The following is a 24,633-nucleotide window of genomic DNA, read 5'->3' on the forward strand; positions in this document are numbered from 1 at the left end:
GGAGGGGGGGAAGGCATACAGTTGGTCTGTGACAGGTAACCGCCGCCTTTTATCGGTGGAACGTGCTGACAGAAACAGGAGAACAAGGCATGGCCAAGGCAGTTCGCTTTTATGAATCCGGAGGCCCGGAAGTGCTGCGACTCGAAGACGTCGAGGTCGGAGAGCCGGGGCCGGGAGAGGTGCGGCTGCGCCATGTGGCCGTGGGCCTGAATTACGCCGATACCTATTTCCGCAACGGCACCTACCCCATTCCGCTGCCCAATGGTATCGGTGTGGAAGCCGCCGGTGTGGTGACGCAGGTGGGCGCAGACGTGACCAATGTGGCGGTGGGTGACCGTGTTACCTACACCGGTTTTATCAATACGCTGGGCGCCTATGCCACCGAGCGTCTGATACCCGCGGCACCACTGATCAAACTGCCGGAAACCATCGGTTTTGAAACCGCTGCGGCGATGACCATGCGAGGGCTTACGTCCGCGTACCTGATGCGCCGCATTCACGACTTCAAGGCCGGCGATACCGTGCTGCTGCACGCCGCCGCGGGTGGTGTGGGCCTGATTGTTTCCCAGTGGGCAAAACTGCTGGGGGTGCGTGTGATCGGCACGGTTTCCTCCGACGCCAAGGCGGAGGTGGCGCTGGCCCACGGATGCGATCATGTGATCAATTACAGCCGTGAGGATGTTGTCAGCAGTGTGCGTGACCTGACTGGAGGTCGTGGTGTCGATGTGGTGTTCGACAGCGTCGGCAAGGACACTTTCATGTCGTCGCTGGATTCGCTCAAACGCCGTGGCCTGATGGTCTGTGTCGGCACGGCGTCCGGCACCATTCCGCCGTTTGATCCGCAATTGCTGGCGATGAAGGGGTCTCTGTATATGACCCGTCCGGCGCTGGCGGATTACATTGCCGATCCCGCGGAAAAGGCGGAACTGGCGGGTGAGTTGTTTGATCACGTGGCCAACGGGCGTATCAAAATTGAAATCCACCAGCACTACGCGTTGCAAGACGCCGTGCAGGCGCACCGTGATCTGGAAGCGCGCAAGACCACCGGCTCTTCGATTTTTGTTATCTGAGGTGCAGACCATGCGAGTAGAACAGCTGACCTGCAGTATCGGCGCCGAGCTATCGGGCGTAAATCTGGCGGATGCCATACACGACGACGCCCTGTTCGACGATATCCGCGCGCTGCTCGTTACGCACAAAGTGCTGTTCCTGCGCGACCAGAATTTTTCCCGTGCGGAGCATGTGGCGTTTGCCGAGCGATTCGGTCCGCTGGAAGACCACCCCGTAGCGGGGTCCGACCCGGAGCACCCGGGGCTGGTGCGTATCTACAAAAGTCCGGAGCAGCCGGCGGACCGCTACGAGAACGCGTGGCACACCGACGCCACCTGGCGTGAAGCGCCGCCGTTTGGTTGCGTGCTGCGGTGTGTCGAATGCCCGCCGGTGGGCGGCGACACCATGTGGGCAAATATGGTGAAAGCCTATGAAATGTTGCCGCACCATGTGAAAGAGCAGATTGCCGATCTGCGTGCGCGCCATTCCATTGAGGCGTCGTTCGGTGCCGCCATGCCGCTGGAAAAGCGCCTTGCGCTGAAAGCACAATTTCCCGATGCGGAGCATCCGGTGGTGCGGACGCATCCGGATACCGGAGAAAAAATTCTGTTCGTCAATGCGTTTACCACGCATTTCACCAACTACCACACACCGCAACGGGTGCGCTTTGGTCAGGATGCCAATCCGGGCGCCGCGGAGCTTCTGCGTTACCTGATCAGCCAGGCATATATCCCGGAATTTCAGGTGCGCTGGCGCTGGCAGCCCAATAGCGTGGCAATCTGGGACAACCGCAGCACCCAGCACTACGCGGTAATGGATTATCCCGCGTGTCATCGCAAGATGGAGCGCGCCGGCATTGTCGGCGACAAGCCCTATTAATTTTTCAATAAAAATAATTCACGACTGATGAGGAAAAGATCATGCAATTTCTAGACGATTCCCTGCACCCGCAAAACCAGGACAAGGTGGTCATCACCGTTGCACCCTATGGTCCCGAGTGGATGCCGGAAGATTTTCCGGAAGATATTCCGGTCACGATGGAAGAGCAGATCCAGAAGGCCGTGGATTGTTATGAAGCTGGTGCAACGGTTCTTCACCTGCACGTGCGCGAACTCGATGGCAAGGGCTCAAAGCGACTGTCCAAATTCAACGAGTTGATCGCCGGTGTCCGCGAAGCGGTGCCGGATATGATCATCCAGGTGGGCGGTTCCATTTCCTTTGCGCCGGAAGATGATGGCCAGCAGGCCAAATGGCTGTCGGACGACACCCGCCATATGCTGGCGGAGCTGACGCCGAAGCCGGATCAGGTAACGGTGGCCATCAACACCGTGCAGATGAACATCACCGAATTGATGGCGGAAGATGAAGTGGCCGGCACCAGTATCTGCGATCCCGCATACTGGGAAGCCTACCGCGAAATGACCGTGCCGGCCGGTCCGGGCTGGGTGGAGGAACACCTGAAGCGCCTGCAGGCGGCGAAAATCCAGCCGCACTTCCAGCTCACCGGCATGCACTCGCTGGAAACCCTGGAGCGCATGGTGCGCCGCGGTGTTTATCGCGGCCCGCTGAACCTGACCTGGGTCGGTATCGGCGGCGGCTTTGACGGCCCCAATCCCTACAATTTCATGGAGTTCATTCGCCGTGCGCCGGATGGTGCCTGCCTGACCCTGGAATCCCTGATGAAGAACGTGTTGCCGATCAACACCGTAGCCATGGCTCTCGGGTTGCACCCGCGCTGTGGTATCGAGGATACCCTGATCGACCAGCACGGCAATCGCATGACGTCGGTGGCGCAAATCCAGCAGCTGGTACGCATCGCCAACGAACTTGGTCGCGAAGTGGCGAATGGCCAGGAAGCCCGTGAAATTTACCGCATCGGTACCTGGTACAAAGACGCCAATGAAACACTGGCCGCGCACGGTATGGCGCCAAACCGTAAACTGGGCCAGAAGAACGTGCCGCTGCGCGCGTTCTGATTCCTGCGCTGGTGGCGCAGGCCACCAGCGATTATTCCGTCCTGGGTAAGTTAATCGCCTGAGTCTGGTGAGGAATCTTTATGGCCCACTATGCGCACGCCGATATTCCGGTGGTGGCGGTTTCCCGCCGCTATGCCTGGATCGTATTCGCGCTCACCTTTGGTCTGCTGATTTCCGACTATATGTCGCGGCAGGTGTTGAACGCGGTGTTTCCCCTGCTCAAAAACGAGTGGCACCTGAGCGATGCACAGCTCGGTTCTCTGTCGGGTATCGTTGCCCTGATGGTGGGGCTGCTGACGGTACCACTGTCGATGCTTGCAGACCGCTGGGGGCGGGTGAAGAGCCTGACCCTGATGGCCCTGTTGTGGAGTGTTGCCACGCTGGCCTGTGGTCTGTCGGAAAGTTTTGAGCAGATGTTCGCCGCACGTTTTTTCGTGGGCATTGGTGAGGCCGCCTATGGCAGTGTCGGCATTGCACTGGTGCTTTCGGTATTTCCTCCGAGTCTGCGCGCCACACTGACCGGTGCGTTTATGGCCGGTGGCATGCTGGGCTCGGTAATGGGAATGGCGCTTGGCGGCGTCCTTGCGGAGCACCTGGGCTGGCGCTGGGCATTTGCCGGGATGGCGATCTTCGGCATTATTCTGGCCTTGATTTATCCGGCACTGATCCGGGAAAAGAAGGTCATGGCACAGACACAGGTGCTGCGAAAACAGCGGCCGTCTCTGCGGGGCGTGATCAACAACAAGTCGGTACTGTGCGCCTACATGGGCAGCGGGCTGCAATTGTTTGTGGCCGCCTCGATGATGGCCTGGATTCCGAGTTTCATGAATCGCTCCTACCACATGGCTGCCGACAAGGCAGGTATCGCCGCTGCAGTCTTCGTACTGATCAGCGGTGCGGGGATGGTGATCTGTGGCATGCTGAGCGACCGATTGTGCCGCCAGCAGCCGGAGCGAAAAATCGTTCTGGCAATAATTTATTGTGTACTGTGCTGCGTATTACTCTGTACCGGCTTCCGGATGACGCCGGGCGTGCCTCAGCTGGTTCTGATTGGTCTGGGCATGTTTCTGGTGGCGGGTACGACCGGTCCCTCCGGCGCTATGGTCGCCAATCTTACCCATGCCGCCATTCACGGTACCGCCTTTGCAACACTCACTCTGGTAAACAACCTGCTGGGACTCGCGCCGGGCCCCTTCGTGACCGGCATACTCGCGGATCGGGTGGAGTTGGCGCAGGCGCTGGCACTGGTACCACTGGTGAGTCTGGCGGCGGCCTTTGTGTTCTATAACGCCAAGCGCCACTATCAGCGGGATATCGCGGGGGTTCACGCGCAAGCGGATGCCCGGGAGGCTATTCCGGCATGAATACGCTGCGTATCGATGTCACCTTCGACTTTATCTGTCCCTGGTGCCTGATCGGAAAGCGGAATCTCGACAAGGCGATCCATGCACTGAAGATTGCTTTGCCGCAGATTGCCGTCGATGTGCGCTGGCATGGTGTGCAGCTGTTGCCGTTCCTGCCGGAGGACGGTGTGCCCTTTGCCGACTTTTATCGCCAGCGCCTCGGCAGTGATGAAGCGGTGCGACGGCGTCAGTCGGAGGTGATGGCCGCGGCCACCCACGCGGGAGTCAATATTGATCTCACGAAAATTCCGCGTATGCCCAACACCAAAAATGCACATCGCCTTTTTGTTTGTGCCCAGCAAGTAGCCTCGAGCCAGGCGCAGATTGAACTCCTGCTTGAGCGTATGTTCGCCGCCTATTTCGTGACGGGCGAAGATCTGGGCGATTGCGCCACACTGCTTGCAATTGCCTCCTCTTGTGGCTTCCCCATCGAATCGCTTGAGGCCGGCTTGCACGACACCGGGGTATTCCGCTCTGTGGCTTCCGTGAACGGTGTACCGCATTTCAGTATCAATCAGTCCCTACAACTGGCAGGTGCACAACCGCCGGAAACCATCTACGCGGTGCTGCTTGAATTTCTCGAGGAAAGCCCGGCGTGAGTGCGGTCCCCGTGGGGCTTGTGGCCCAGTTTCCGCCGGGCAGTCGCTGGCTATTGAATGTGCGTGGACAAGACATCGCGCTGTTCAATGTTGATGGTCAGTTGTATGCCATTGACGATCGCTGTCCCCATGCCGGTTCATCCCTGGTTTCCGGTCGTCTGGATGGGAAAGTCATTCAGTGTCTCGCACACGGTTTACGCTTCGACCTGGCCACCGGTGAATTCCGGCCCGGCAGCAAATTGTGTGTGGCTACCTATCCGGTGTCTGTCGTGCAAGGGCAGATTCTTGTCGACGTTTCAGCGTCCATTCATCGAGAGGCAAAAGAATGATTGCTGCCACCTGGTCCGCGGTTCACACACGCTCGCAGGTGCTCCTGCCCGGTCTTATTGCCAGTGCCATCGTTGCCGCTGCTGCGAGTTTTCTGTCCGAGCACTATGGTGCGCCGGTCATGCTGTTTGCGCTGCTGCTGGGCATGGCCATGAATTTTCTTGCGGCAGAGGGGCCGTGCAAGGCGGGGATTGAATTTACCGCAAGGTCTGTTCTGCGGGTCGGCGTCGCGCTTCTGGGAATGCGTATTACGTTCGATCAGGTAGCCTCGCTCGGCTGGGGGCCTGTGGTGATGGTGATCGCCATTGTCACCATCACCATTTGCGTGTCCATGCTGCTGGCAAAGGCATTTGGCTTTCAGACCTTGTTCGGATTGCTGACGGGAGGGGCCACGGCAATTTGTGGAGCCTCCGCGGCAATGGCACTCTCGGCCGCGCTGCCGGCTCATCCGGCCAAGGAGCGCGCCACCCTGTTTACGGTGGTGGGTGTGTCTGCGCTCTCTACGGTTGCGATGATCGGCTATCCGATGGTGGCCCAGTGGTTAGGCCTGAGTGATGTGGATGCGGGCGTATTCTTTGGTGGCACCATTCACGATGTGGCGCAGGTCGTGGGTGCCGGTTACAGCATTTCTCCGACGGCGGGTGATACCGCGACGATCGTGAAGCTGATGCGAATTGCCATGCTGCTGCCGGTGATTGTGTGCGCGGTGATGATAGCGCGCGCGCGCGGTGCGAAGGAAGGTGGCGAGCGGCCACCGCTGTTGCCGCTGTTTGTAGTCATGTTCGTGGTACTGGCGGCGGTGAACAGCACCGGCTGGATACCGGAGAGCACACAGCAACTGGGCAACGATCTGTCGCGCTGGTGCCTGGTGTTTGCCATCAGCGCACTGGGTATGAAAACCCAGCTGCGCGAACTGGCGAAAGTGGGCTTCAAGCCCATTCTGCTGATGCTTATTGAAACCGTCTTCCTCGCCGCCCTGGTGCTTGCGATTCTCTACTTCTGGTAATACCCGAAGTTAACGTGACGATTTTTTATCTGTCGGTTTTTTATTCATATTTAACCGGCTTTGTCGTGAGATGAAAAATAACTGTCGCTCGATGCGAAGTCGATTTCGCGCTCCTCTTTTAGAGTGACGGTGTGGCCGGATTCCAACCCGGATACCGGCCACCCCAACCGCTGGCGGATTGCTAATACCATTTCCGCATCAGCCAGTCAGGCTTCAGTGAAATAACACTGAGGCAAATTGAGGAGATAATAATGAAATTACACCGCACCAATCCTGATAAAGATAATTCCAACGGACTGGTACAGCCTTCACTTCTGGCGCTTGCCATTAGTCTCGCTGCCTGCCCGGTAGCTGGATGGGCTGAAACGAACGATGAGAGAACGCTGGAAATCGAAGAGGTTATGGTTACCGCGCAGAAGCGTACCGAAAGCCTGCAGGATGTTCCTGTGGCCGTGGACGCGCTGACCGGCGATCAGTTGGCGAAAGCAGGTTTCCGCGATATCGATGATGTAGCCGCACAGATTCCGTCTCTGATCGTCACCAGCAATCTGTCCCCACTCAATGCCACCTTTCGGATTCGCCGTATCGGTAACGAGGGCAATATTCCCACCTTCGAACCTGACACCGCACTGATCATTGACGGCGCGTTCCGTTCGCGCTCCGGCGTTGGTCTGGGTGAATTGGTGGACGTGCAATCCGTAGAAGTTTTGAAAGGCCCACAGAGTACCCTGTACGGAAAAAATGCCAGTGCCGGAGTCATTATCGTCAATACCGAAAGTCCGTCTTCGGAGTTTGAAGGCAAGGCGGAGTATGGTTTTGGCTCAGAGGGATTCAGCCAGATCAAAGGGTATGTGAACGGTGGCATTACCGATACCGTCAATGGCCGTGTAAGTGTATCCAGCACACGTCGCGACCAGATGATCGACAACTTGATCGGCGAGGGCGGCGACAGCCAGGACGGCCAGGCCGTGCGTGTGCAGCTGAATGCGGACCTCACCGATAACCTGTCGTCACGCCTGATTCTCGGTCGCATGGAACGGCACATGAACACCATGCTGGGGGATACCTGGTATAGCCCTACCGTCGTAGCCGTATCCAATGCCATGGCACAGTTTGGCGCGGGTAGTCCGGTAACCAATAACGACCCCGGCGATCGTATTATCGAGCAGGTCGGCACCAATGATTTCGACCAGCAGGTAACCGACGGTGTACTGCATTTCGAGTACACCGGTGACGGATTTGTTTTCAACTCTATTACCGGCTACGAAAATTACACCTCCAGCAACATCATGTACGGCGTTGAACAGCTGCCTGCGGATTTGCTGGTTTTCAACGACATCCAGGACGGCCGCTCCTATTCCCAGGAATTCCGCGTGATGTCAGATAGCAGTGAAAGCTTCGACTGGCTGTTGGGCGCCTTTTACTACAACAACGCATTTACCCGCGGTGATCGCAACGCACCGGAATTTCAACTTCAGTCCGACATCGGCATGCTCGGTAACGTGGTGGGATCCGTGCTTGGCGTTCCCCAACAGTTCCGCCCGGCTCTGTTTGGCAGTGCCGGTGATACCGGTGACGTATTCGCCGAACAGGATACCCAGAGTTACGGCGTTTTTGGAACTCTCGGAAAGTACCTGACGGAAACCGTAAAAGTGGACGCCGGTATACGTTACTCCCTGGACAAAAAAGACGGTGAGGTTGAGCAGCACACCACCACAGCGCTCGGTTGTATCCTCAATAATCTCGCCTGTTCACTGACACCGGATGCCAGCGATTTTTCCGACAGCGACAGCTGGTCGGCGGTAACAGGTAACGTGACCCTGAGCTGGTTTGCCGGTGAAGACACCATGGTGTACAGCACCTATTCGCGGGGCTTCAAGGCCGGTGGTTACAGCCTGCAGTGGGGAAATTTCAGTGAAGAGGCCCGCCCCTTTGAAGAAGAGAATATCGACAACTTCGAACTGGGCTGGAAAACCCAGATGTGGAACAACCGGGCACGGATCAACGGCAGCCTGTTCCATACCGAGTACGACAACTTCCAGAATGCGACGTTTATCGGTCTGGCGTTTGCGGTGAACAATGCCGAGAAAGTGGCGGTGGATGGTATTGAACTCGACACCACCTGGCTGCTCACGGAAAACCTCACCGCGGCGGCCAATGTGGCATACATCGAAGCGCGCTATGACCAGTATACCGGCGGCCAGTGCTACTTTGGCCGCGCGCCGGAAAATGCGCTGGGTCAGTGTGATCTGAGCGGAGAGCTGCTTCCATTTGCCCCCAGGCTGACGGGCAATTTCGGCCTGGAATGGGAGCAGCCGCTTGCCGGTGGTGACCTCTACTCACGCATCGATTATCGCTACACCGACGATGCCAATTACAGCTCGGAGCTGGATCCCCGACACCAGGAACCGGCGTACTGGGTGGGCAACTTCCGCACCGGTTGGCGCAACGACACCTGGGATGTGGCGGCGTGGGTCAAGAATCTGGAAAACGAGACTTACTTCATCCAGAAGACGGCATCACCAATCGCGTCGAAACTCGATGGCGGTGCGTCGTACCAGGCATATACCGGCACGCCGAGAACATTCGGTCTGACGGTAAGTATGAACTTCTGAAGTCGTGTTGAGTAGTCGTTTGTAGTCGGAAATTTACGCTTTGGGGGCTGGATCATTGGTTGTCCACGCCCCTTTTTTTACGCCGTTTTCAAATATTTGATGAGGTAAAAGATGCAGACCGAAGCCACTGTACTGATCATTCCCGGCTTGCGTGATCATGTGGAAGATCACTGGCAGACCATTCTGGCGTCTAAGTTGAATAAAGTTCGCAGCGTACCGCCATTAACGGAAAACAAACTGGATTGCGCGGCGCGTATCGAAAACATACAGCGGGAAATTGACCGCATCGATGGCGACATTATTTTTGTGGCCCACAGTGCCGGTTGCCTGATGGTGGCGCACTGGGCCGCGCGCTATACGCGGGAGATCAAGGGCGCACTGTTGGCGGCGCCACCAGATCTCAGTGCCAGCTGGCCATCCAACTACCCCACGCCGGACTCACTGCGCGCCCATGGTTGGGATCCGTTGCCACGTACCCCGCTACCGTTTCCCAGTATTCTCGCCGCCAGCAGTAACGACTACCTGGCATCTTTCCCGGCGGCTGCGCAGATGGCTGAGGACTGGGGGAGCCGGCTGGTCAATCTTGGGGAGGTCGGTCACCTGAATCCCGCGGCCGGATACGGCCCCTGGGCCATGGCGGAGGTGTATGTCGAAGCACTTGATCGCAGTCTCGTTCCCTGCACGGCATAAATACCTGGAAAGCCTGCGTATAGCACAGAGTAATAACTACAACCAGCAAACAGAAAATGACGAGAGGAATCACTATGCACGGCCAGATGATGAACCTGCCGCTGACCATCACCAACATCATGAAGTTTGCAGACAAGGTGTATGGAAACAGCGAGATTGTTTCCGTCACTGCGGACAATCCCTACCATCGCTATACCTATGCGGACGCCTTCCGCCGCGTGCGCCAGCTCGCCAATGCATTGGCCAGACTCGGAGTAGAGCCGGGCCAATGCGTCGGCACGCTGGCGATGAATGATTATCGCCATCTCGAGTTGTACTACGCGATTTCCTGTTCAGGCATGGTGTGCCACACCATCAATCCGCGCCTGTTTCCCGAGCAGCTGGAATACATCATCAATCACGCGGAAGACCAATATCTGTTTCTGGATGTCATGTTTGTGCCGGTGCTCGAGCGACTGGTGGAGCGTTTGCCCCGGGTAAAGGGCTTTGTGGTGATGACGGATGAAGCGCACATGCCGGCGAGTTCCTGTCTGCCCAACCTGATCTGCTACGAATCTCTGATCGCCGGTGAAGCGGATACATTCGACTGGCCGGAACTGGATGAAAACGAGGCGAGTTCACTGTGTTACACCTCGGGAACCACCGGCAATCCCAAAGGCGTACTGTATTCACATCGCTCCACCGTGCTCCACTGTTACGGATCGGCGCTGGCCGATTCCTTCGGACTTTCCGGGCGCGACGTCGTGATGCCCATTGTGCCGATGTTTCACGTCAATGGCTGGGGACTGGTGTACAGCGGCCCTATGGTCGGCGCCAAGCTGGTCATGCCGGGCGCGAAAATGGGAGATGGTGAAACGCTGTGTACCCTGATCAATGAAGAGAAAGTCACGCTGTCGGCCGGGGTGCCCACCGTATGGCTTGCGCTGCTGGGATATCTGGAAAGATCCGGGCAGCAGGTGCCGAGCCTGCAGCGTATCACCACCGGTGGTGCCGCCTGTCCACAACCCATATTTGACCGGTTTCGCGATCAGTTCGACGTTGAAGTACAGCAGGCCTGGGGCATGACGGAAATGAGCCCGCTGGGAACCTACAACACCTTGAGGCCCCATATGGTTTCATGGAGTGAGCAGGAAAAAACACCGGTGCGGCTGAAGCAGGGGCGGCCGGTTTGCGGGGTGGACATGAAAATTGTCGACGACAACAACCGCGAACTGCCCTGGGATGGCAAAGCGTCCGGTGCGGTGAAAGTGCGGGGGCCGTGGGTGATTCAACGCTACTTCAAGGCCGGTGAGGACGCCTGCGATGCCGAGGGCTGGTTTGAGACTGGTGATGTGGCCACTATTGATGCCGATGGCTACATGCAGATTACCGATCGCACCAAGGATGTCATCAAATCCGGCGGCGAGTGGATTTCTTCCATCGAACTGGAAAATGTCGCCATGACCCACCCGCTGGTGGCTGAGGCCGCTGTCATCGGTGTCTATCACGAAAAATGGACCGAGCGCCCGCTATTGGTGGTGGTGGCGAAAGAAGGGGAATCACCCACCGCTGCGGAACTGCTGGCGCACTTCCAGGGGCGCGTTGCCAGCTGGTGGATTCCCGAAGCGTGCGAGTTTGTAGCGGAAATTCCCCACACGGCCACCGGGAAGGTGAGCAAGAAAGACCTGCGTGTCCGGTTCAGTGATTACGTTTGGCCAAATAAAACGGGCGAATGAAATGCCGCTAGGCTGACAGCAGTGACAGAAGCTCCGCGTGGTCCGCGGGCAGGGCCGCCGAAGACGTTGCATCGAACAGCGCGTCGGCGAGCGCCTGTTTCTGTTGCTGCATCCGTTGAATGCGCTCTTCCACCGTATCCGCCGCCACCAGTTTGTACACAAACACCGGCTTTTCCTGGCCGATGCGGTGGGCGCGATCGGTGGCCTGGTTTTCCACCGCGGGATTCCACCACGGGTCCATGTGGATGACCACATCCGCAGCAGTGAGATTGAGGCCGGCGCCGCCGGCCTTGAGGCTGATCAGGAATACACGCACGTCGCCGTTCTGGAAGCGGTCGATGGCATCCTGGCGTTTGCGGGTCTGCCCGGTGAGTTTTGCGTAGTCGATCCCGAGCGCTGCAAGCTGGTCTTCGATCAGCTTCAGCACTTGGGTGAACTGGGAAAAAATCAGGACACTGCGGCCTTCTTCCAGCAGCAGCGGCAGGCTTTCAGCCAGCCACTCCAGCTTCGCGCTCTCGTTGACATCCGCGGCCTTGTCCAGTTTTACCAGGCGCGGGTCGATGCAGGTCTGACGCAGTTTCAGCAGGGCATCGAGAAATTCGATATGACTCCTGCCCATGCCTTGGCGCGCCACTAAATCGCGAATGCGCTTTTCCAGGCTGATACGCACGCTCTCATACAGAGCGCGCTGTCTGCTGCCGAGCTCCACATACTGGGTGGTTTCAATTTTCGGTGGCAGTTCTGAAACGACTTCTGATTTCGTGCGACGCAGCATAAACGGACGTATCTTGCGCGCCAGTTCCCGTTGTCGATCGTGATCGCCATGATTTTCGATCGGTGTGCGATAGGCCTGTTGAAATGTCTTGCGCCCGCCGAGCAGCCCGGGAAGCGCGAAGTCCATCAGCGACCAGAGTTCCCCGAGATGATTTTCCAGTGGGGTACCGGACAGGCAAAGGCGAGTATCGCTACGGAGTGTGCGCACGCACTCGGCGATTTTGGTGCTGGGGTTTTTGATGGCCTGGGCTTCGTCCAGCACCGTTACACTGAACGGGATATTGCGGTAGTGATCGCTGTCACGCACCAGCAGCGGGTAGGTGGTGATCACGAGGTCGCTGTGTTCGATCTCGTCAAAGTTCGCGGCCCGGTCCGGCCCGTGTATCAGAATGACGTTCAGCTGTGGCGCAAACTGTGCGGCCTCCCGTACCCAGTTACCGGTGAGGCTGGTGGGGGCGACCACCAGCGCGGGTCTGCTCAGCAGCGCGTGCTCCTTCATGTATTGCACCAGTGCGAGTGTCTGCAACGTTTTGCCGAGGCCCATGTCATCGGCGAGAATGCCGCCGAAGCTGTGGCGCTGCAGGAACACCAGCCAACTGAGGCCTTCCCGCTGATAGTGGCGCAGGGTTGCCTTGAGGTGTTTAGGGGTGGGAATGGGCTCCAGTCCGGAAAAATTGTTGAGCTGCTCAACCAGTTTATGGGTGATGGGCGCATGGCGCTCATCGACATTTCCCACGCCGTCAAATTGCGCGGCCTGAAACGCGGGTAGCCGCACTGGGGTGCCGAGCTTTTTCTCCCGCAACAAATCCAGCAACAGGCCGCGAATATTCTGTAAGGGGCCGGTGTCCACACTGACCCAATCGCCATCCACGTTGATGGTCATTTCCCGCGGTGCATTCTGCTCCAGCCAGCGCTCGACCAGATCCACAATAGGCAACTGGCGACCGTTCGCGAGTGCGATATTCAGTCCGAACTCGAACCAGCGATTGTCGCTGTCGGCGAGCTCGATGGTGATGTGGGCACGCTCAACATCAAACTGGTAGCTGGGATCGGTATCGATTATCCAGCCCTGGTCTTCCCACTCGGGAAATTGTTGCGACAGCAACGCATGCCAATGCTCAAAGATTTTTCCCGGCGTGGTGACATCCAGTACCCATATTTCTTCCTGACTTCCCAGAGCTTCGGGAATCAGATACAGCCCCTGGGCGTGAATCCGGTCGCAGCAGTGGTGCTCCGCTTCCAGGTCGCGGACGATGTGGAAGTAGGTGTTGTCCTGCGCGACCGTTTTTTCCGCGCCGTCGAACTGTTTACTGTAGGGCGGGGGCAGGGCGAAGCCGGCGTAATCGAAGTGCAGTTTCAGCGCCGGCAATTTGTAGTGATCGAGATCGCAGCCCACCAGCGTAATGTGCGGGGTAAATTCGCGAATGGTTCGCAGCCTGGGTTCTACGGGTAGTGGCAGGTGCGCCGCGGGAATTATCTGCCGTAACTGTACCGACATCAGTCCGAGATCGGTCTCGGATACCGGTGGCATCTCCAGCAGGTGCGCCAGCTGGCCAGTGGGCAGCGGCGTGACGATATCACCGACCTCGGCCGTATCGGTATTCAGATAAGAGGGTGGGTTGACGGGGATCAGCTTCCACGCCGTGCCGGATTCGATACCCTCCAGCTCCGCGATCAGTTGTCTGCTGTTATTATCGTGCGCCTGCCAGTGCCAGGTGAGTGCCCGCGCGGCGCCGCGTTGAATGGGGGTATCTTCAAAGTAGAAGCGTCCGCTGTAGCACAGGTGGGTGAGTGCCTGCCGTCCCTGCTCACCGATAAGCCCCAACTGCCCGACGGCGTTAATGCGCGGCAGCAGCTGCAGAATGGTAATGTCTTCATCCAGCAGATGACTGGGGCGGCTCCACCCGAGTCGGGTGGTATCCGGTGAAAAATACTTGAGCTGGCTCCAGCTGCCGTCTTTTTTCAGGTAGCCCTTCTTGGTAGCGAGCTGCAGGCGTCCCTGGGTATTGAGTTCCAGTACATACTGCAGATAGTGATGGCCGTGCTCCAGTTGCGCCGGGCGCGAGCGCGGCGCCGGGGGCAGATGTTCCAGCCAGCGCTGCCACTGCGGGGCCCTGGGAGCGGCGGCCGGTACTCGCGGCGGTTTCGCGCTGGGGGCTTCCCGGTGTTCGGTACGCTGCAAGAGTTCCAGCGCCGTGGCCACCGCGTGCTTGCAGTTGAGCGCGACCGGACAGGAGCAGAGACCAACCAGATGTCCCTGTTCGACATCCAGTTCCACCCGGTACACAAAACGTGCTGACCCTTTTACGCGGCCGCGGTAGATCTGTGCCTCTTCGTCCCACAGCGCCTCCTGCACCCGCCCGCGCAGGAAATAGTCCTGGCCGCGATCAAACGTGCGGTCGTCGGTCATGTTGTGAATGCTGTTCAGGGTAAAGGCGATCAACGGCGGCTCCCGGGTATCGTGGTTCGGCCTGTGAATCCTGTGACAGGCACGACGCTCCGAACCGGTCACTCTACCATGGCGGCGTGGGAAGCAAGAGTCGTTGCCGTGGAATGTGCGGACAAGATTAGGGGTGTTAACACTAAATGCGATGGCCACGCGGCACTCTGCGTTATGCTGTGGCATTCCGTCGGCAGATCAGAAAGGAGTAGCGATGACGATTTACAACACCGCAGGAAAGGCACGGTTTCTCGGCTCACTGGCCCTGTTCACGATGCTGCTGAATCTGGCGGCCTGTGAAAAGAGTGTGTCCGTCACTGGACCGCTTGCATCGAAAATGGAAATACAGGAGTGGCGCGCGCCGGATTGCAAGCCGGAGGAGGACTGCACCTCGGTGGTGGTCAAGCGCGAGGTTTTCACCGAGCGTCCCGCCCTGAATGATGCCGTGCTCCGCCAGCTGATCGAGCAACTTCAGGGCAATGGTGAGGCGCCGGCCGCGCCGGGCGATACCAGCCTCGCACAGGTGGCGCAGGCATTTATCGACGATGCGGCAGAGGTATCGGATATCTCCAGTGCCCGCTGGCAATTGACCGGCGATGCCAAAAAACTAGCGCAGCGGGACAACCTGCTCACGATGGCGGTCACCAGCTATATCTACAGTGGGGGCGCCCACGGTATGTCGGTAACCCGCTGGTTGAACTGGGATCTGAATGAGGACCACCCGGTTGCGCTGGCGGATGTAATAAAGCCGGGGGCGGAGGCCGAGTTCTGGGCTCGGGCCCGGACGGCGCACGGGGAGTGGCTGGATACGCAGAGTATGGATGCAGACTTTCGGCAGAACTGGCCGTTTGTTCACAGCGATGACTTCCGCCTCACGGAAGACGGTCTGGTACTGCTCTACGGTGTGTATACCCTTGGTCCTTACTCGATGGGCGAAATTGAACTGACGCTACCGTGGACGCAACTGGCGGACGTGGTTCGGGAACACTATCTGCCAGAGGGTGGACACTGAAATGCATTCACTGAGCGCGCAGCAACAGCGCAGCACGATCTGGCGGCTCGCCATCGCCCAGGCGCTGGCCGGGGCGAACTCAGTGGTGGCCTACGCCACTGGCGCCATCATTGGCAATAAGCTGGCACCGACGCCGCTGCTGGCAACCCTGCCGCTGTCTATTTTTGTGGTGGGTATGGCACTTTGCACACTTCCCGCAGGCGCGATCGCCGGGCGCTACGGTCGCCGCGCCGCATTTCTGAGCGGCGCCAGTGCCGGTGTGCTCGCCGGCCTGCTGGCCATGGTCGCTACCTTCGTGGGTGGGGTGGATGGTTTCTGGCTGTTCTGTCTGTCGACCTTTTTTGGCGGCGCGTATGCCGCCGTCGTGTTGTCGTTCCGCTTTGCCGCGGCGGATGCGGTAGCGCCGGAGCGCAAGGCGCAGGCTCTGTCGATGGTGATGATCGGCGGTGTTGCCGCTGGAGTGGTGGGGCCGCAACTGGTGACCTGGACCATGGACCTGCGGCCAGAGCCGCTGTTCGCTGTCACGTTTTTTGCGCAGGCCGCGGTGGCTGCGGTTTCCGGGCTGATCCTGCTCGGCGTGCGCCTGCCCAAACCTGTTGCCGCCGAGGGCCGTGGCGGGCGACCGCTGGCGGTGATTGTGCGGCAGCCCCGTTTTATCGCCGCCGCGACCTGTGGGGCTATCTCCTATACGCTGATGAATTTCCTGATGACTGCCGCCCCGCTCGCCATGCATATGCATGGGCACTCAACCGCGTCATCCAATCTCGGTCTGCAATGGCATGTGATTGCCATGTTCGGCCCCAGCTTTTTTACCGGCAGATTCATTGCGCGTTTCGGAGCCGAGCGGGTAATGATGCTGGGCCTGCTGTTGATCGGCATCTCCGCCGCGGTGGGGCTTATGGGCCGGGAAGTGATGCATTTCTGGTGGACGTTGACCCTACTGGGACTGGGGTGGAACTTCGGTTTTCTCGGGGCCTCGGCCCTGGTGCTGGAATGCCACAGCGATGCGGAAAAAACCCGAGTGCAGTCGCTCAATGACTTTATCGTATTCGGTCTGATGGCCCTGGGGTCGTTCGTCTCCGGAGGGCTGCTGAGCGTGTTCGGATGGAATACGGTGCTGTGGGTTTCATTCCCGCCGCTCGCGATCACCGTCGTTGCGCTCGCGATACTGCAATTCCGCGGGAAACCCGATCCATCCCCGGCGGAAGCTGTGAAGTGACAGGAAACCTGCGGTTATTCCCGCCGCAGGATTTTTTCCATTGCCTTGCCTTTGGCCAGCTCGTCGATCAGTTTGTCCAGGTAGCGGATTTTTCGCATCAGCGGATCTTCGACCTCTTCAACACGCACGCCGCAAATCACGCCTTTTATCAGGGCGGCCTTCGGATTCATCGCCGGTGCACCCGCGAAAAAGGCTTTAACATCGCTTTCCCGGTCGATCTGCTGTTGGAGTCCAGTGCTGTCATAACCGGTCAGCCAACAGATAATTTCATCGACCTCCGCCTTGGTACGCCCCTTGCGTTCAGCCTTCTGCACATACATGGGATATACCTTGGCAAAGGGCATGGAAAAAATTTTGTGTTCGGGCATGGTGGTTCTCTCGGTCACATGGTTGCAGAAAAGCTACATGATTTCGGTTGAGCTTGCGGGGCAATGATGTTGATCTTGGCGTTGCCGTAATGGATTGGGTGTCAGCAGTAAGATCTCGGTTCTCCAGTCTCAAGCAGCAGAACTATAGCCGTATCCATTTTTTGAGCATCCCTAACCTTCGATCAAGGACCTGGTGATGAAATTGTTTTCATGGATGAGTGTCATCGGCGCATGCGTATTCACGATTTTCGCGCAAGCGCAATAGCAGGCGAACAAGCCAAGTACATCCAGCGTCACCATCGAGTCCCGGCTAATCGGTTACCCGCTCTGGCGTCGAAACCTGGTGGCATAGTCAAGAAAGATGCGCTGAACACGCCAGCTGGCTACCTCATATTGTGCCGCCGAGGCACGCTCGCAGCGTTCTTTTGGTCATGACCGGTGTATTGGCTATGTGGTTGGGAATCGGCATTTATCCATTCCAGATCGAAATGCAACCACACGCTTTGATCCCGACAAGAGAAAAACCGGAGATTTAAATCAGGTCGCTGGATCGAGGGAAATGATGGGGGCGGGAAAAATGGTGGGCCTTCCGGGACTTGAACCCAGGACCTGCCGATTATGAGTCGGATGCTCTAACCAACTGAGCTAAAGGCCCCCAAGAGAAACGCTGGCGACGATGCGCGAGCGGGTTGGCAAAGTACCCGATTTCCCCTTTCAGATCAACGGCTTTGGCCGGTAGTGTGGCCCGCATCTCCGCCTACCAGGCCCAGTTGAAGCCCAGGTTGACGGTGCTGCCGGACCAGTCCAGGTGGTCCAGGGAGCGCTGGAAGCCGACATTGAAAAATGCGCTGCCGAGCTGGTGTTCCAGCAGCACCACTCCGCCACCAAATTCGCCCCAGGTGGCCTGGCGCTCAAGGTTGGTCTGCAGTTTGTTGTCGAACAGCAGCTGATCATTGCCACCGAGGGTATGCCAGACATTGCCGAATACATAGAGGCGCAGCCGGCCGTCAAGCCACGGGGTGTCGGTATTGTAGCTGCGCAGACCAGCGCGGAAGTTGGCTTCCGGGGTCATGTCGATTTCCACCGTGGAGATGCCATCGCTCAGGGTACCGAAGTTGCTGTAGTTGGCGATGACTTGCAGCTGGGGTTCAAGGTTCAGATGCTCTGTGACTGTCCAGGTAAACCCCTTTTCCAGGGACAGGGTGAGCTGTGGACCGGTAACCGTATCGCCGATACCGCGGGAGGATCGGGTCTCCAGCTTCAGATATGCGACCTTGGCGGTGAAGTCGAAGTAGCCCATGTCCGGGCGGTAGTCGTTGAAGTAGTAGCCGATGTGGTGGCTGGTCAGCTGGTTCTGGCCCGCGGCGTAATCGGAAAATCCGCGCGCGAAGCCCGTGACGTCGCCACTGGCGCGGGTGCTGCCGACAAACAGCCCCATCTCGCGGGCACCACCGGTGCAGGTGGGACCGGACCAGAGGTTGGTGCCGAGTTGCACGCCAGTGATACGGCCGTCGAAGTCATTGTCGATATCGCCGGTCCAGTGGTAGTCGGCGTTTAAGTGGTGCACCCGCATCCAGTCATCGTTGATACCATCGAACCAGCTGCGCTGCTCGCCGCGGCGCTTGTGGTAGCTGCCGATCTCCTGCAGCGAGGTAAGGCGCGCTAAGGATTTTGCCTGGGCGTAGAGCGGAATTTCCGGGCGATACAGGCGGATGGGCGTGTCGCCGGCGGCCGGGGGCGGTGCGAGAAGTGACGCGGCGGCACGGCTGTCTGTGACAACGGCGCCATTTGCGGCGAATATCGCGCCAGGGGAGGCGGGGCTGGTAACCGGTTCGTCGCCGGGGTGGAGGGTTGAACGGAGATACCAGTTGTCGGCGTCGGTGGGGTCACCGGTGCCGCGGAACAGGAAATACTCGTAAGGTCCGGCGGATACGGGCTCGGGCATGTAAAAGGCGCCGCTGCCGGTGCTGCCACCGTCCCTGGTTTCCACCACGAGGATGCCATTTGCGGTATCTGCGCCACTGCCCGCGAGGCGGTTGAACAGGAGCCGGGTACTGCCGCCGGCGTGGCCGCCACTGATCACCAGGCGGTCGGCGAGACTGTTGTCATCGCCGGCCACCATATCCATGCGAATGCTGCCGTGACCGTTGTAGTTTCCGTCGATGATCAACAGGTTGGCGCTTTTTCCGCTCATGTCGATAAGACCGTGATTGGTCACGGTGAGCGGTTGGCCGGCGTTCGCCAGGATTCCGCTGCTGTAATACGGAAGCCGGAGTGTGCTGTCGCTGTTGATGGTGAGATGGCCGGGTAACTGGTCGTTGCCACCGAATATCAGGTGGCTGTCGAGCGTGAGGCGTGAGGCGCCCGTCAGTGCAACGGTTTCCCAGTGCTGCAGTCGCGCGGGATTGGCGAGATCCAGATTGTGGATGGTCAGACTGTCATTGCCATTACCGCCGTCGATCAGCAGACCGGTGTCGCTGCCGGCACTGCTGGTGGAGGTGAGGGTGTAGTGATCGTCACCACCACCAAAAATGAGCTGTGTTGTCTGGGCAAGGGCGCTTGCAGAAGCCAGTGGGGTGAGCAGAAGTGGTAGTGCGACTCTGTATAGAGCCTGTGTGCCCGAGCCGGGTACACGGGCCGCGCGGGGATACGACATCGTTCCATCCCTGATTCGTTATTGGTACTGAACGCGCAGATCCGTTGCGCGTGCCAACGTGTCAATTAGTACGGTGGTTTCAGGATTTTAGTCGAGAGGATGGTGCTCGCCGGGCAGGGAGCCCGGCGGTGGGCGAATTCTGTCGGGCTATGCCGCGCAGTCGCCTGGTGGTAATGAAGCGTTCGTGCCTGAAATCAACTGATCCAGCGTGGCAGCAGGATGCATCCCCAGGTGCTGAGCCACATCAGCAGGGAAATGGAGACTGCCGCGGAGCCGGTGTCTTTGGCGATTTTCGACAGCGGGTGTTTTTCCGGGCCGACCCGGTCAACCACCGCTTCCACGGCGCTGTTGAGCAGCTCGACAATCATTACCAGCAGGGTGGCGCCGATCAGCAGGGCGCGCTCTACACCGGTTTCGCCCAGCCACAGGGCGGCGGGGATCAGGAAAATGGCAAGGGTCACTTCCTGGCGGAAGGCGGCTTCGTTGCGCCAGGTGGCAAGTAATCCCTGGCGGGAGTATTCGGTGGCGTCGATCAGGCGGGAAATGCCGGTTTTACCGGGTTTATTCACAAACTGCTCTTCCATTGTTCTCTGAAAATCTCCACAGGTCATCGGATTGCAATAATTCTGACATCCATAAAAAAGCCCGGCGAGCCGGGCTTTTTCATTATGGACGAATTACTCGTCCAGGAAGCTGCGCAGGTGTTCGGAGCGCGAGGGGTGGCGCAGTTTGCGCAACGCCTTGGCTTCGATCTGACGGATACGCTCGCGGGTCACGTCGAACTGCTTGCCCACTTCCTCGAGAGTGTGGTCGGTGTTCATATCGATACCGAAGCGCATGCGCAGTACCTTGGCTTCCCGTGCCGTCAGCCCGGAGAGCACCGCGCGGGTGGCGTCGTGCAGACCGGTTGCGGTAGCGGTATCCACCGGGGAGGCCTGGTTCTGGTCTTCGATGAAGTCGCCCAGATGGGAATCTTCGTCGTCGCCGATGGGCGTCTCCATGGAGATCGGCTCCTTGGCGATTTTCAGTACCTTGCGCACCTTGTCTTCCGGCATGTCCATGCGCTCGCCCAGCTCTTCCGGGGTGGGCTCGCGTCCCATCTCCTGCAGCATCTGGCGGCTGATGCGATTGAGCTTGTTGATGGTCTCAATCATGTGCACCGGAATACGGATGGTGCGCGCCTGATCCGCGATGGAGCGGGTAATGGCCTGGCGAATCCACCAGGTGGCGTAGGTGGAGAACTTGTAGCCGCGACGGTATTCGAACTTGTCCACCGCCTTCATCAGGCCGATGTTGCCCTCCTGGATCAGGTCCAGGAACTGCAGGCCGCGGTTGGTGTACTTCTTGGCGATGGAGATCACCAGACGCAGGTTGGCCTCGACCATTTCCTTCTTGGCGCGACGGGAGCGGGCCTCGCCGATGGACATGCGGCGGTTGATCTCCTTGATCTGGCCGATTTCCAGCTGGGCCTTGTCCTGGGCCTGGGTCAGCTTGCGCTGGGCGCGCTGGATCTCTTCAGCCACCTGGCGCAGAGCGTCGGAGTAGTCGCGCTTCTTCTTGACGATGGACGGAATCCAGTCGTCGTTCACTTCGTTGCCGGGGAATTCCTTGATGAAGGTCTTGCGCGGCATCTTCGCTTTCTTGATACACAGATTCATGACGACGCGCTCCTGTTCGCGCACTTCGTCGAGAATACTGCGGACCTGGTTGTACAGCGGGTCGAACTGACGCGGGGCCAGCTTGAAGAAGCGGAAGATCTCGCCCACCGCTTCCATGGCCTCGCCGGCCTCTTTGGAGTCGCGGCCGTGTTTCTTGATCGCGGCATCGGCTTTCTTCTGCGCGGCGATCAGCGCTGTCATACGCGCCGCCAGCTCTTCCGGATCGATACCGCTGTTGCTCTCTTCCTCTTCATCGGTAGAGGAGTCGTCATCGTCGTCATCACTGTCGGAATCGCTGTCGTCGTCGCTGCTATCGCTGCTGGACGTGTCGTTGTCCTGGCCGGCCTGGGCGCCAGGGGGCACGTCTTCCGCAGGGTCGAGCCAGCCGGCAACCACATCGGGAATGCGGCGCTCTTCCTTCTCGATCAGCGCGTACTCGTCGATGACCTGCTGCACGGCACCGGGCCAATAGGCGAGGGCGGCCATCAGCTCGCGCAGGCCTTCTTCGATACGTTTGGCAATGGCGATCTCACCTTCGCGGGTGAGCAGTTCCACGGTACCCATTTCGCGCATGTACATGCGCACCGGGTCGGTGGTGCGGCCGACGTCGGACTCTACCGCCGCGAGGGCAGCGGCGGCTTCGGCGGCGGCGATTTCATCGGCGGAACTATCGCCTTCGGCCATCAACAGTTCTTCGGCATCCGGTGCACTTTCGAACACCTTGATGCCCATGTCGTTGATCATGCCGATGATGTCTTCCACCTGATCTGGATCGGAGATGTCCTCCGGCAGGTGGTCATTCACCTCGGCATAGGTCAGATAGCCCTGCTCTTTACCGCGGGCGATCAGCTCTCTGATGCGGGAGGTGGTCTTTTGCTGCTGGGTTTTGTCGGTCATGCACAACCCTGAATTCTGGGGATTGGAAAGTCGGGACTTTTGTCTGGACAAAGACGCGGGATTATAGCGTATTTGCGATAGCAATAACCACAGTGACTGTCAAGGCAGGTGGGTGGTTTCGGGGGTTCCGGGCGCGCTTGTTTGACCAGTTTCCGCCGCTTTTGGTGGCGGGGTTGTGGATATGGTGATGGCGCTCTGAAATTCAAGGGGCGTCAGTCGGATTTACGGCGGAATTGCGCCAGCAGCGCCAGCTGTTCGGCGCCGAGGGTGTTGCCACCGCTTTTCAGCTGGTCCACCAGGCTGCGCTTGCGTTGCCGCTCCGCAGCCAGATCCAGGCTCTGCAGGCAGTCGCGAAATTCGGTTGCGGGGTCGTATTCCAGTTTCTGTCCGGCGCCACCGACGATAGGGTGACTCATGGCGAGCCGCGGGATCAGTTCTCGGGCTTCCTTGCTGTCCAGGTTCATCAGGCGGCCGAACAGCTGGTTGCTGTTGAGTGCCGGGTTCTGGTGCATGACTTTAAGAATGTCACCGAACAGTTGCAGATCGGCGTCGTCGCTGCCGGTAAAGCGCGCGCTGTCGTCGATCAGCTGCGCCAGCTGCGGGTGGTGCAGCAGCAGGGCGATGAGCATGCGCTCGGCGGGCAGGCGGTACTGGCCGCCGCGGCGCCTTGCGCTGGTCTGTTGTGAGATCTCTTCATCCGGATAGGGGAGCGGTTCGTCACTGTCGTCGTAGTCCGGCGGTGGGGTGGGGTAATCGCCTGCGCCTGGGTATTCCGGCGCCTGTGCGGGTGCCGGTGTTGTGACGGGTTGGGCGAGGGCCGGTTTCGGTGGTGGCGAGAGCGTGTCCTGAGAGAGCCTGGCGGTGCGGGCTTTCTCCGCGGCGATGATCTCTTCCAGCATGTCCCGCTCAAGGCCGGTGCGGCGGGCGAGTTGCTGGAACATCAGCTGGCGGTACACGCCGGCGGGCAACAGGTCCAGCAGGGGAGCGGCGGCCTTGGACAGGCGCGCACGGCCGTCCATGGTCTGGATGTTGATGCCCTCACCCAGCAGGTCGAACAGGAAATCTTCCAGTGGGCGACCCTGGTCGTCGATCAGCTGGTCGAAGCGCTCGCCGCCGATCTGGCGCACCAGGGTATCCGGATCTTCCCCTTCCGGCAGCAGCAGGAAGCGCAGGCTGCGCCCGTCCTGCATATGGGGCAGTGCGGCCTCCAGTGCGCGACGGGCTGCGGTGCGCCCAGCCTGGTCGCCGTCGAAGCAGAACACCAGTTCCTGGGTGTGGCGGAAGGCGAGCTGGATATGGTCTTCGCCACAGGCAGTACCGAGGGTGGCGACGGCGCAGCGGATGCCGAACTGGGCCAGTGCCACCACGTCCATATAGCCTTCCACCACAATCAGCCGCTTCAGTTCGCGGTTGGCCTGGCGCGCTTCCCACAAGCCGTACAGTTCCTTGCCCTTGTGGAAAATCGGGGTTTCCGGGGAGTTCAGGTACTTCGGCTTTTCGTCCCCGAGTACCCGTCCGCCAAAGGCAATGGAGCGCCCGCGCTGATCGCGGATGGGGAACATAATGCGGTTGCGGAAGCGGTCGTAGTGGTGGCGCTTGCCCGGGTCGCTCTTTCCTGGATTGCCATCGCTGTCGGTGCGGCGAATGGCGAGGCCGGCCAGTTCCAGCTGCTCGGCCTTTTCCGAACTGGTGCCGAGATGGTTGAGCAGGTTGTCCCAGCCCGAGGGCGCGAGACCGATACCGAACTCCTTGGCCACGGCACCGGACAGGCCGCGGTTTTTCAGGTAGGTGATGGCGCGGGCGGCGATCTTGTGATCTTTCAACTGTTCGCGAAAATACTCCGCGGCCTTTTCCGTCAGCTGGTAGAGGCTCTGGCTTTCCTGCTGGCGTTTTATCTGGCCCGGGGCGAGCTGCTCCCGCGGCACGTCGATGCCCATGCTCGCGGCGAGTTTTTCCACTGCCTCCGGGAACGGCAGGCGGTCGTATTCCATCAGGAAGCCGACCGCATTGCCGCTGGCGCCGCAGCCAAAGCAGTAGTAGAACTGCTTGTCCGGGCTTACCGTAAATGACGGGGTTTTTTCATCGTGGAATGGGCAGCAGGCGGAATAGTTTTTTCCGGTCTTGCGCAGCTTCACCCGGCTGTCGACGACCGGGACTATGTCGGCGCGGGCCAACAGGTCGTCGATAAAGTACTGCGGGATCTTGCCTGCCATTTACTGCTGCCGGGT

At 59.2% G+C, this 24,633-nt stretch carries 19 protein-coding genes and 1 tRNA gene; 12 read left to right on the top strand and 8 right to left on the bottom strand.

From position 1 onward, the window contains the following. Positions 1-89: 89 nt before the first annotated feature. From C3938_RS09495 to C3938_RS09525, 7 genes are all read left to right on the top strand, one after another. On the top strand, positions 90-1,070 hold the full coding sequence (locus C3938_RS09495; RefSeq protein ID WP_105102896.1) for a quinone oxidoreductase family protein: 981 nt from the start codon (positions 90-92) through the stop codon (positions 1,068-1,070). Positions 1,071-1,080: 10 nt separating this feature from the next. Then, positions 1,081-1,929, top strand: a complete 849-nt coding sequence (locus tag C3938_RS09500; protein ID WP_105103314.1) for a TauD/TfdA dioxygenase family protein — start codon at positions 1,081-1,083, stop codon at positions 1,927-1,929. Positions 1,930-1,970: 41 nt separating this feature from the next. Beyond that, positions 1,971-3,026 (top strand): 3-keto-5-aminohexanoate cleavage protein, encoded by a 1,056-nt coding sequence (locus tag C3938_RS09505; protein WP_105102897.1) that lies wholly within the window; start codon positions 1,971-1,973, stop codon positions 3,024-3,026. A gap of 80 nt (positions 3,027-3,106) precedes the next feature. Next, the gene (locus tag C3938_RS09510; RefSeq protein ID WP_105102898.1) at positions 3,107-4,390 is read left to right on the top strand and encodes an MFS transporter; all 1,284 of its coding nucleotides are present in this window, start codon (positions 3,107-3,109) and stop codon (positions 4,388-4,390) included. After that, the gene (locus C3938_RS09515; protein WP_105102899.1) at positions 4,387-5,028 is read left to right on the top strand and encodes a DsbA family oxidoreductase; all 642 of its coding nucleotides are present in this window, start codon (positions 4,387-4,389) and stop codon (positions 5,026-5,028) included. The genes C3938_RS09510 and C3938_RS09515 overlap by 4 nt, the downstream gene beginning before the upstream one ends. Beyond that, positions 5,025-5,357 (top strand): Rieske (2Fe-2S) protein, encoded by a 333-nt coding sequence (locus tag C3938_RS09520; RefSeq protein ID WP_105102900.1) that lies wholly within the window; start codon positions 5,025-5,027, stop codon positions 5,355-5,357. Before C3938_RS09515 ends, C3938_RS09520 begins: the two co-directional genes overlap by 4 nt. Continuing rightward, complete coding sequence (locus tag C3938_RS09525; RefSeq protein ID WP_105102901.1) at positions 5,354-6,361, top strand: YeiH family protein; 1,008 nt, start codon at positions 5,354-5,356, stop codon at positions 6,359-6,361. Before C3938_RS09520 ends, C3938_RS09525 begins: the two co-directional genes overlap by 4 nt. 50 nt (positions 6,362-6,411) lie before the next feature. On the opposite strand, the gene C3938_RS17835 is transcribed toward C3938_RS09525, so the two are convergent. After that, the gene (locus C3938_RS17835; RefSeq protein WP_158681625.1) at positions 6,412-6,552 is read right to left on the bottom strand and encodes a hypothetical protein; all 141 of its coding nucleotides are present in this window, start codon (positions 6,550-6,552) and stop codon (positions 6,412-6,414) included. Between the two features lie 60 nt (positions 6,553-6,612). On the opposite strand from C3938_RS17835, the gene C3938_RS09530 reads away from it, so the two are divergent. The 3 genes from C3938_RS09530 (at position 6,613) to C3938_RS09540 (ending at position 11,381) form a co-directional block, all read left to right on the top strand. After that, complete coding sequence (locus C3938_RS09530) at positions 6,613-8,976, top strand: TonB-dependent receptor (RefSeq protein WP_105102902.1); 2,364 nt, start codon at positions 6,613-6,615, stop codon at positions 8,974-8,976. Positions 8,977-9,087: 111 nt separating this feature from the next. Next, positions 9,088-9,666 carry an RBBP9/YdeN family alpha/beta hydrolase gene (locus C3938_RS09535; RefSeq protein WP_105102903.1) on the top strand — a complete coding sequence of 193 codons (579 nt, stop codon included), beginning with the start codon at positions 9,088-9,090 and terminating at the stop codon, positions 9,664-9,666. A gap of 74 nt (positions 9,667-9,740) precedes the next feature. Then, positions 9,741-11,381, top strand: coding sequence for a long-chain-fatty-acid--CoA ligase (locus tag C3938_RS09540; RefSeq protein ID WP_105102904.1), 1,641 nt, complete (start codon positions 9,741-9,743; stop codon positions 11,379-11,381). Between the two features lie 7 nt (positions 11,382-11,388). Here C3938_RS09540 and C3938_RS09545 read toward each other — a convergent pair whose 3' ends face one another. Continuing rightward, the gene (locus C3938_RS09545) at positions 11,389-14,598 is read right to left on the bottom strand and encodes a DEAD/DEAH box helicase (RefSeq protein WP_158681626.1); all 3,210 of its coding nucleotides are present in this window, start codon (positions 14,596-14,598) and stop codon (positions 11,389-11,391) included. Positions 14,599-14,809: 211 nt separating this feature from the next. Here C3938_RS09545 and C3938_RS09550 point away from each other — a divergent pair, with 211 nt between their 5' ends. After that, positions 14,810-15,607 carry a DUF3298 and DUF4163 domain-containing protein gene (locus tag C3938_RS09550; protein ID WP_158681627.1) on the top strand — a complete coding sequence of 266 codons (798 nt, stop codon included), beginning with the start codon at positions 14,810-14,812 and terminating at the stop codon, positions 15,605-15,607. A gap of 1 nt (position 15,608) precedes the next feature. Further along, positions 15,609-16,826 (top strand): MFS transporter, encoded by a 1,218-nt coding sequence (locus C3938_RS09555; protein WP_105102907.1) that lies wholly within the window; start codon positions 15,609-15,611, stop codon positions 16,824-16,826. 14 nt (positions 16,827-16,840) lie between these two features. On the opposite strand, the gene C3938_RS09560 is transcribed toward C3938_RS09555, so the two are convergent. The 6 genes from C3938_RS09560 to dnaG form a co-directional block, all read right to left on the bottom strand. Further along, positions 16,841-17,194, bottom strand: coding sequence for a DUF2200 domain-containing protein (locus C3938_RS09560; RefSeq protein ID WP_105102908.1), 354 nt, complete (start codon positions 17,192-17,194; stop codon positions 16,841-16,843). Positions 17,195-17,772: 578 nt separating this feature from the next. Beyond that, positions 17,773-17,849, bottom strand: a tRNA-Ile gene (locus C3938_RS09565). A 102-nt stretch (positions 17,850-17,951) separates the two neighbouring features. After that, complete coding sequence (locus C3938_RS09570) at positions 17,952-19,850, bottom strand: autotransporter outer membrane beta-barrel domain-containing protein (RefSeq protein ID WP_105102909.1); 1,899 nt, start codon at positions 19,848-19,850, stop codon at positions 17,952-17,954. A 194-nt stretch (positions 19,851-20,044) separates the two neighbouring features. Then, a complete protein-coding gene (locus C3938_RS09575) occupies positions 20,045-20,434 on the bottom strand; it encodes a diacylglycerol kinase (RefSeq protein WP_199775518.1) in 390 nt (129 codons plus the stop codon). A 93-nt stretch (positions 20,435-20,527) separates the two neighbouring features. Beyond that, on the bottom strand, positions 20,528-22,405 hold the full coding sequence (gene rpoD / locus C3938_RS09580) for an RNA polymerase sigma factor RpoD (RefSeq protein ID WP_105102911.1): 1,878 nt from the start codon (positions 22,403-22,405) through the stop codon (positions 20,528-20,530). 212 nt (positions 22,406-22,617) lie between these two features. After that, on the bottom strand, positions 22,618-24,618 hold the full coding sequence (dnaG, locus tag C3938_RS09585) for a DNA primase (protein ID WP_105102912.1): 2,001 nt from the start codon (positions 24,616-24,618) through the stop codon (positions 22,618-22,620). Positions 24,619-24,633: the final 15 nt, after the last annotated feature.

Origin of the sequence: Microbulbifer pacificus (assembly GCF_002959965.1) — a bacterium.
GTDB classification, from domain to species: domain Bacteria; phylum Pseudomonadota; class Gammaproteobacteria; order Pseudomonadales; family Cellvibrionaceae; genus Microbulbifer; species Microbulbifer pacificus_A.

Coding starts and splice junctions, on each gene's coding strand:
- C3938_RS09495 (WP_105102896.1), top strand. CDS start 90: ATGGCCAAGGCAGTTCGCTTTTATGAATCCGGAGGCCCGGAAGTGCTG.
- C3938_RS09500 (WP_105103314.1), top strand. CDS start 1,081: ATGCGAGTAGAACAGCTGACCTGCAGTATCGGCGCCGAGCTATCGGGC.
- C3938_RS09505 (WP_105102897.1), top strand. CDS start 1,971: ATGCAATTTCTAGACGATTCCCTGCACCCGCAAAACCAGGACAAGGTG.
- C3938_RS09510 (WP_105102898.1), top strand. CDS start 3,107: ATGGCCCACTATGCGCACGCCGATATTCCGGTGGTGGCGGTTTCCCGC.
- C3938_RS09515 (WP_105102899.1), top strand. CDS start 4,387: ATGAATACGCTGCGTATCGATGTCACCTTCGACTTTATCTGTCCCTGG.
- C3938_RS09525 (WP_105102901.1), top strand. CDS start 5,354: ATGATTGCTGCCACCTGGTCCGCGGTTCACACACGCTCGCAGGTGCTC.
- C3938_RS17835 (WP_158681625.1), bottom strand. CDS start 6,552: ATGGTATTAGCAATCCGCCAGCGGTTGGGGTGGCCGGTATCCGGGTTG.
- C3938_RS09530 (WP_105102902.1), top strand. CDS start 6,613: ATGAAATTACACCGCACCAATCCTGATAAAGATAATTCCAACGGACTG.
- C3938_RS09535 (WP_105102903.1), top strand. CDS start 9,088: ATGCAGACCGAAGCCACTGTACTGATCATTCCCGGCTTGCGTGATCAT.
- C3938_RS09540 (WP_105102904.1), top strand. CDS start 9,741: ATGCACGGCCAGATGATGAACCTGCCGCTGACCATCACCAACATCATG.
- C3938_RS09550 (WP_158681627.1), top strand. CDS start 14,810: ATGACGATTTACAACACCGCAGGAAAGGCACGGTTTCTCGGCTCACTG.
- C3938_RS09555 (WP_105102907.1), top strand. CDS start 15,609: ATGCATTCACTGAGCGCGCAGCAACAGCGCAGCACGATCTGGCGGCTC.
- C3938_RS09560 (WP_105102908.1), bottom strand. CDS start 17,194: ATGCCCGAACACAAAATTTTTTCCATGCCCTTTGCCAAGGTATATCCC.
- C3938_RS09570 (WP_105102909.1), bottom strand. CDS start 19,850: ATGTCGTATCCCCGCGCGGCCCGTGTACCCGGCTCGGGCACACAGGCT.
- C3938_RS09575 (WP_199775518.1), bottom strand. CDS start 20,434: ATGGAAGAGCAGTTTGTGAATAAACCCGGTAAAACCGGCATTTCCCGC.
- rpoD (WP_105102911.1), bottom strand. CDS start 22,405: ATGACCGACAAAACCCAGCAGCAAAAGACCACCTCCCGCATCAGAGAG.
- dnaG (WP_105102912.1), bottom strand. CDS start 24,618: ATGGCAGGCAAGATCCCGCAGTACTTTATCGACGACCTGTTGGCCCGC.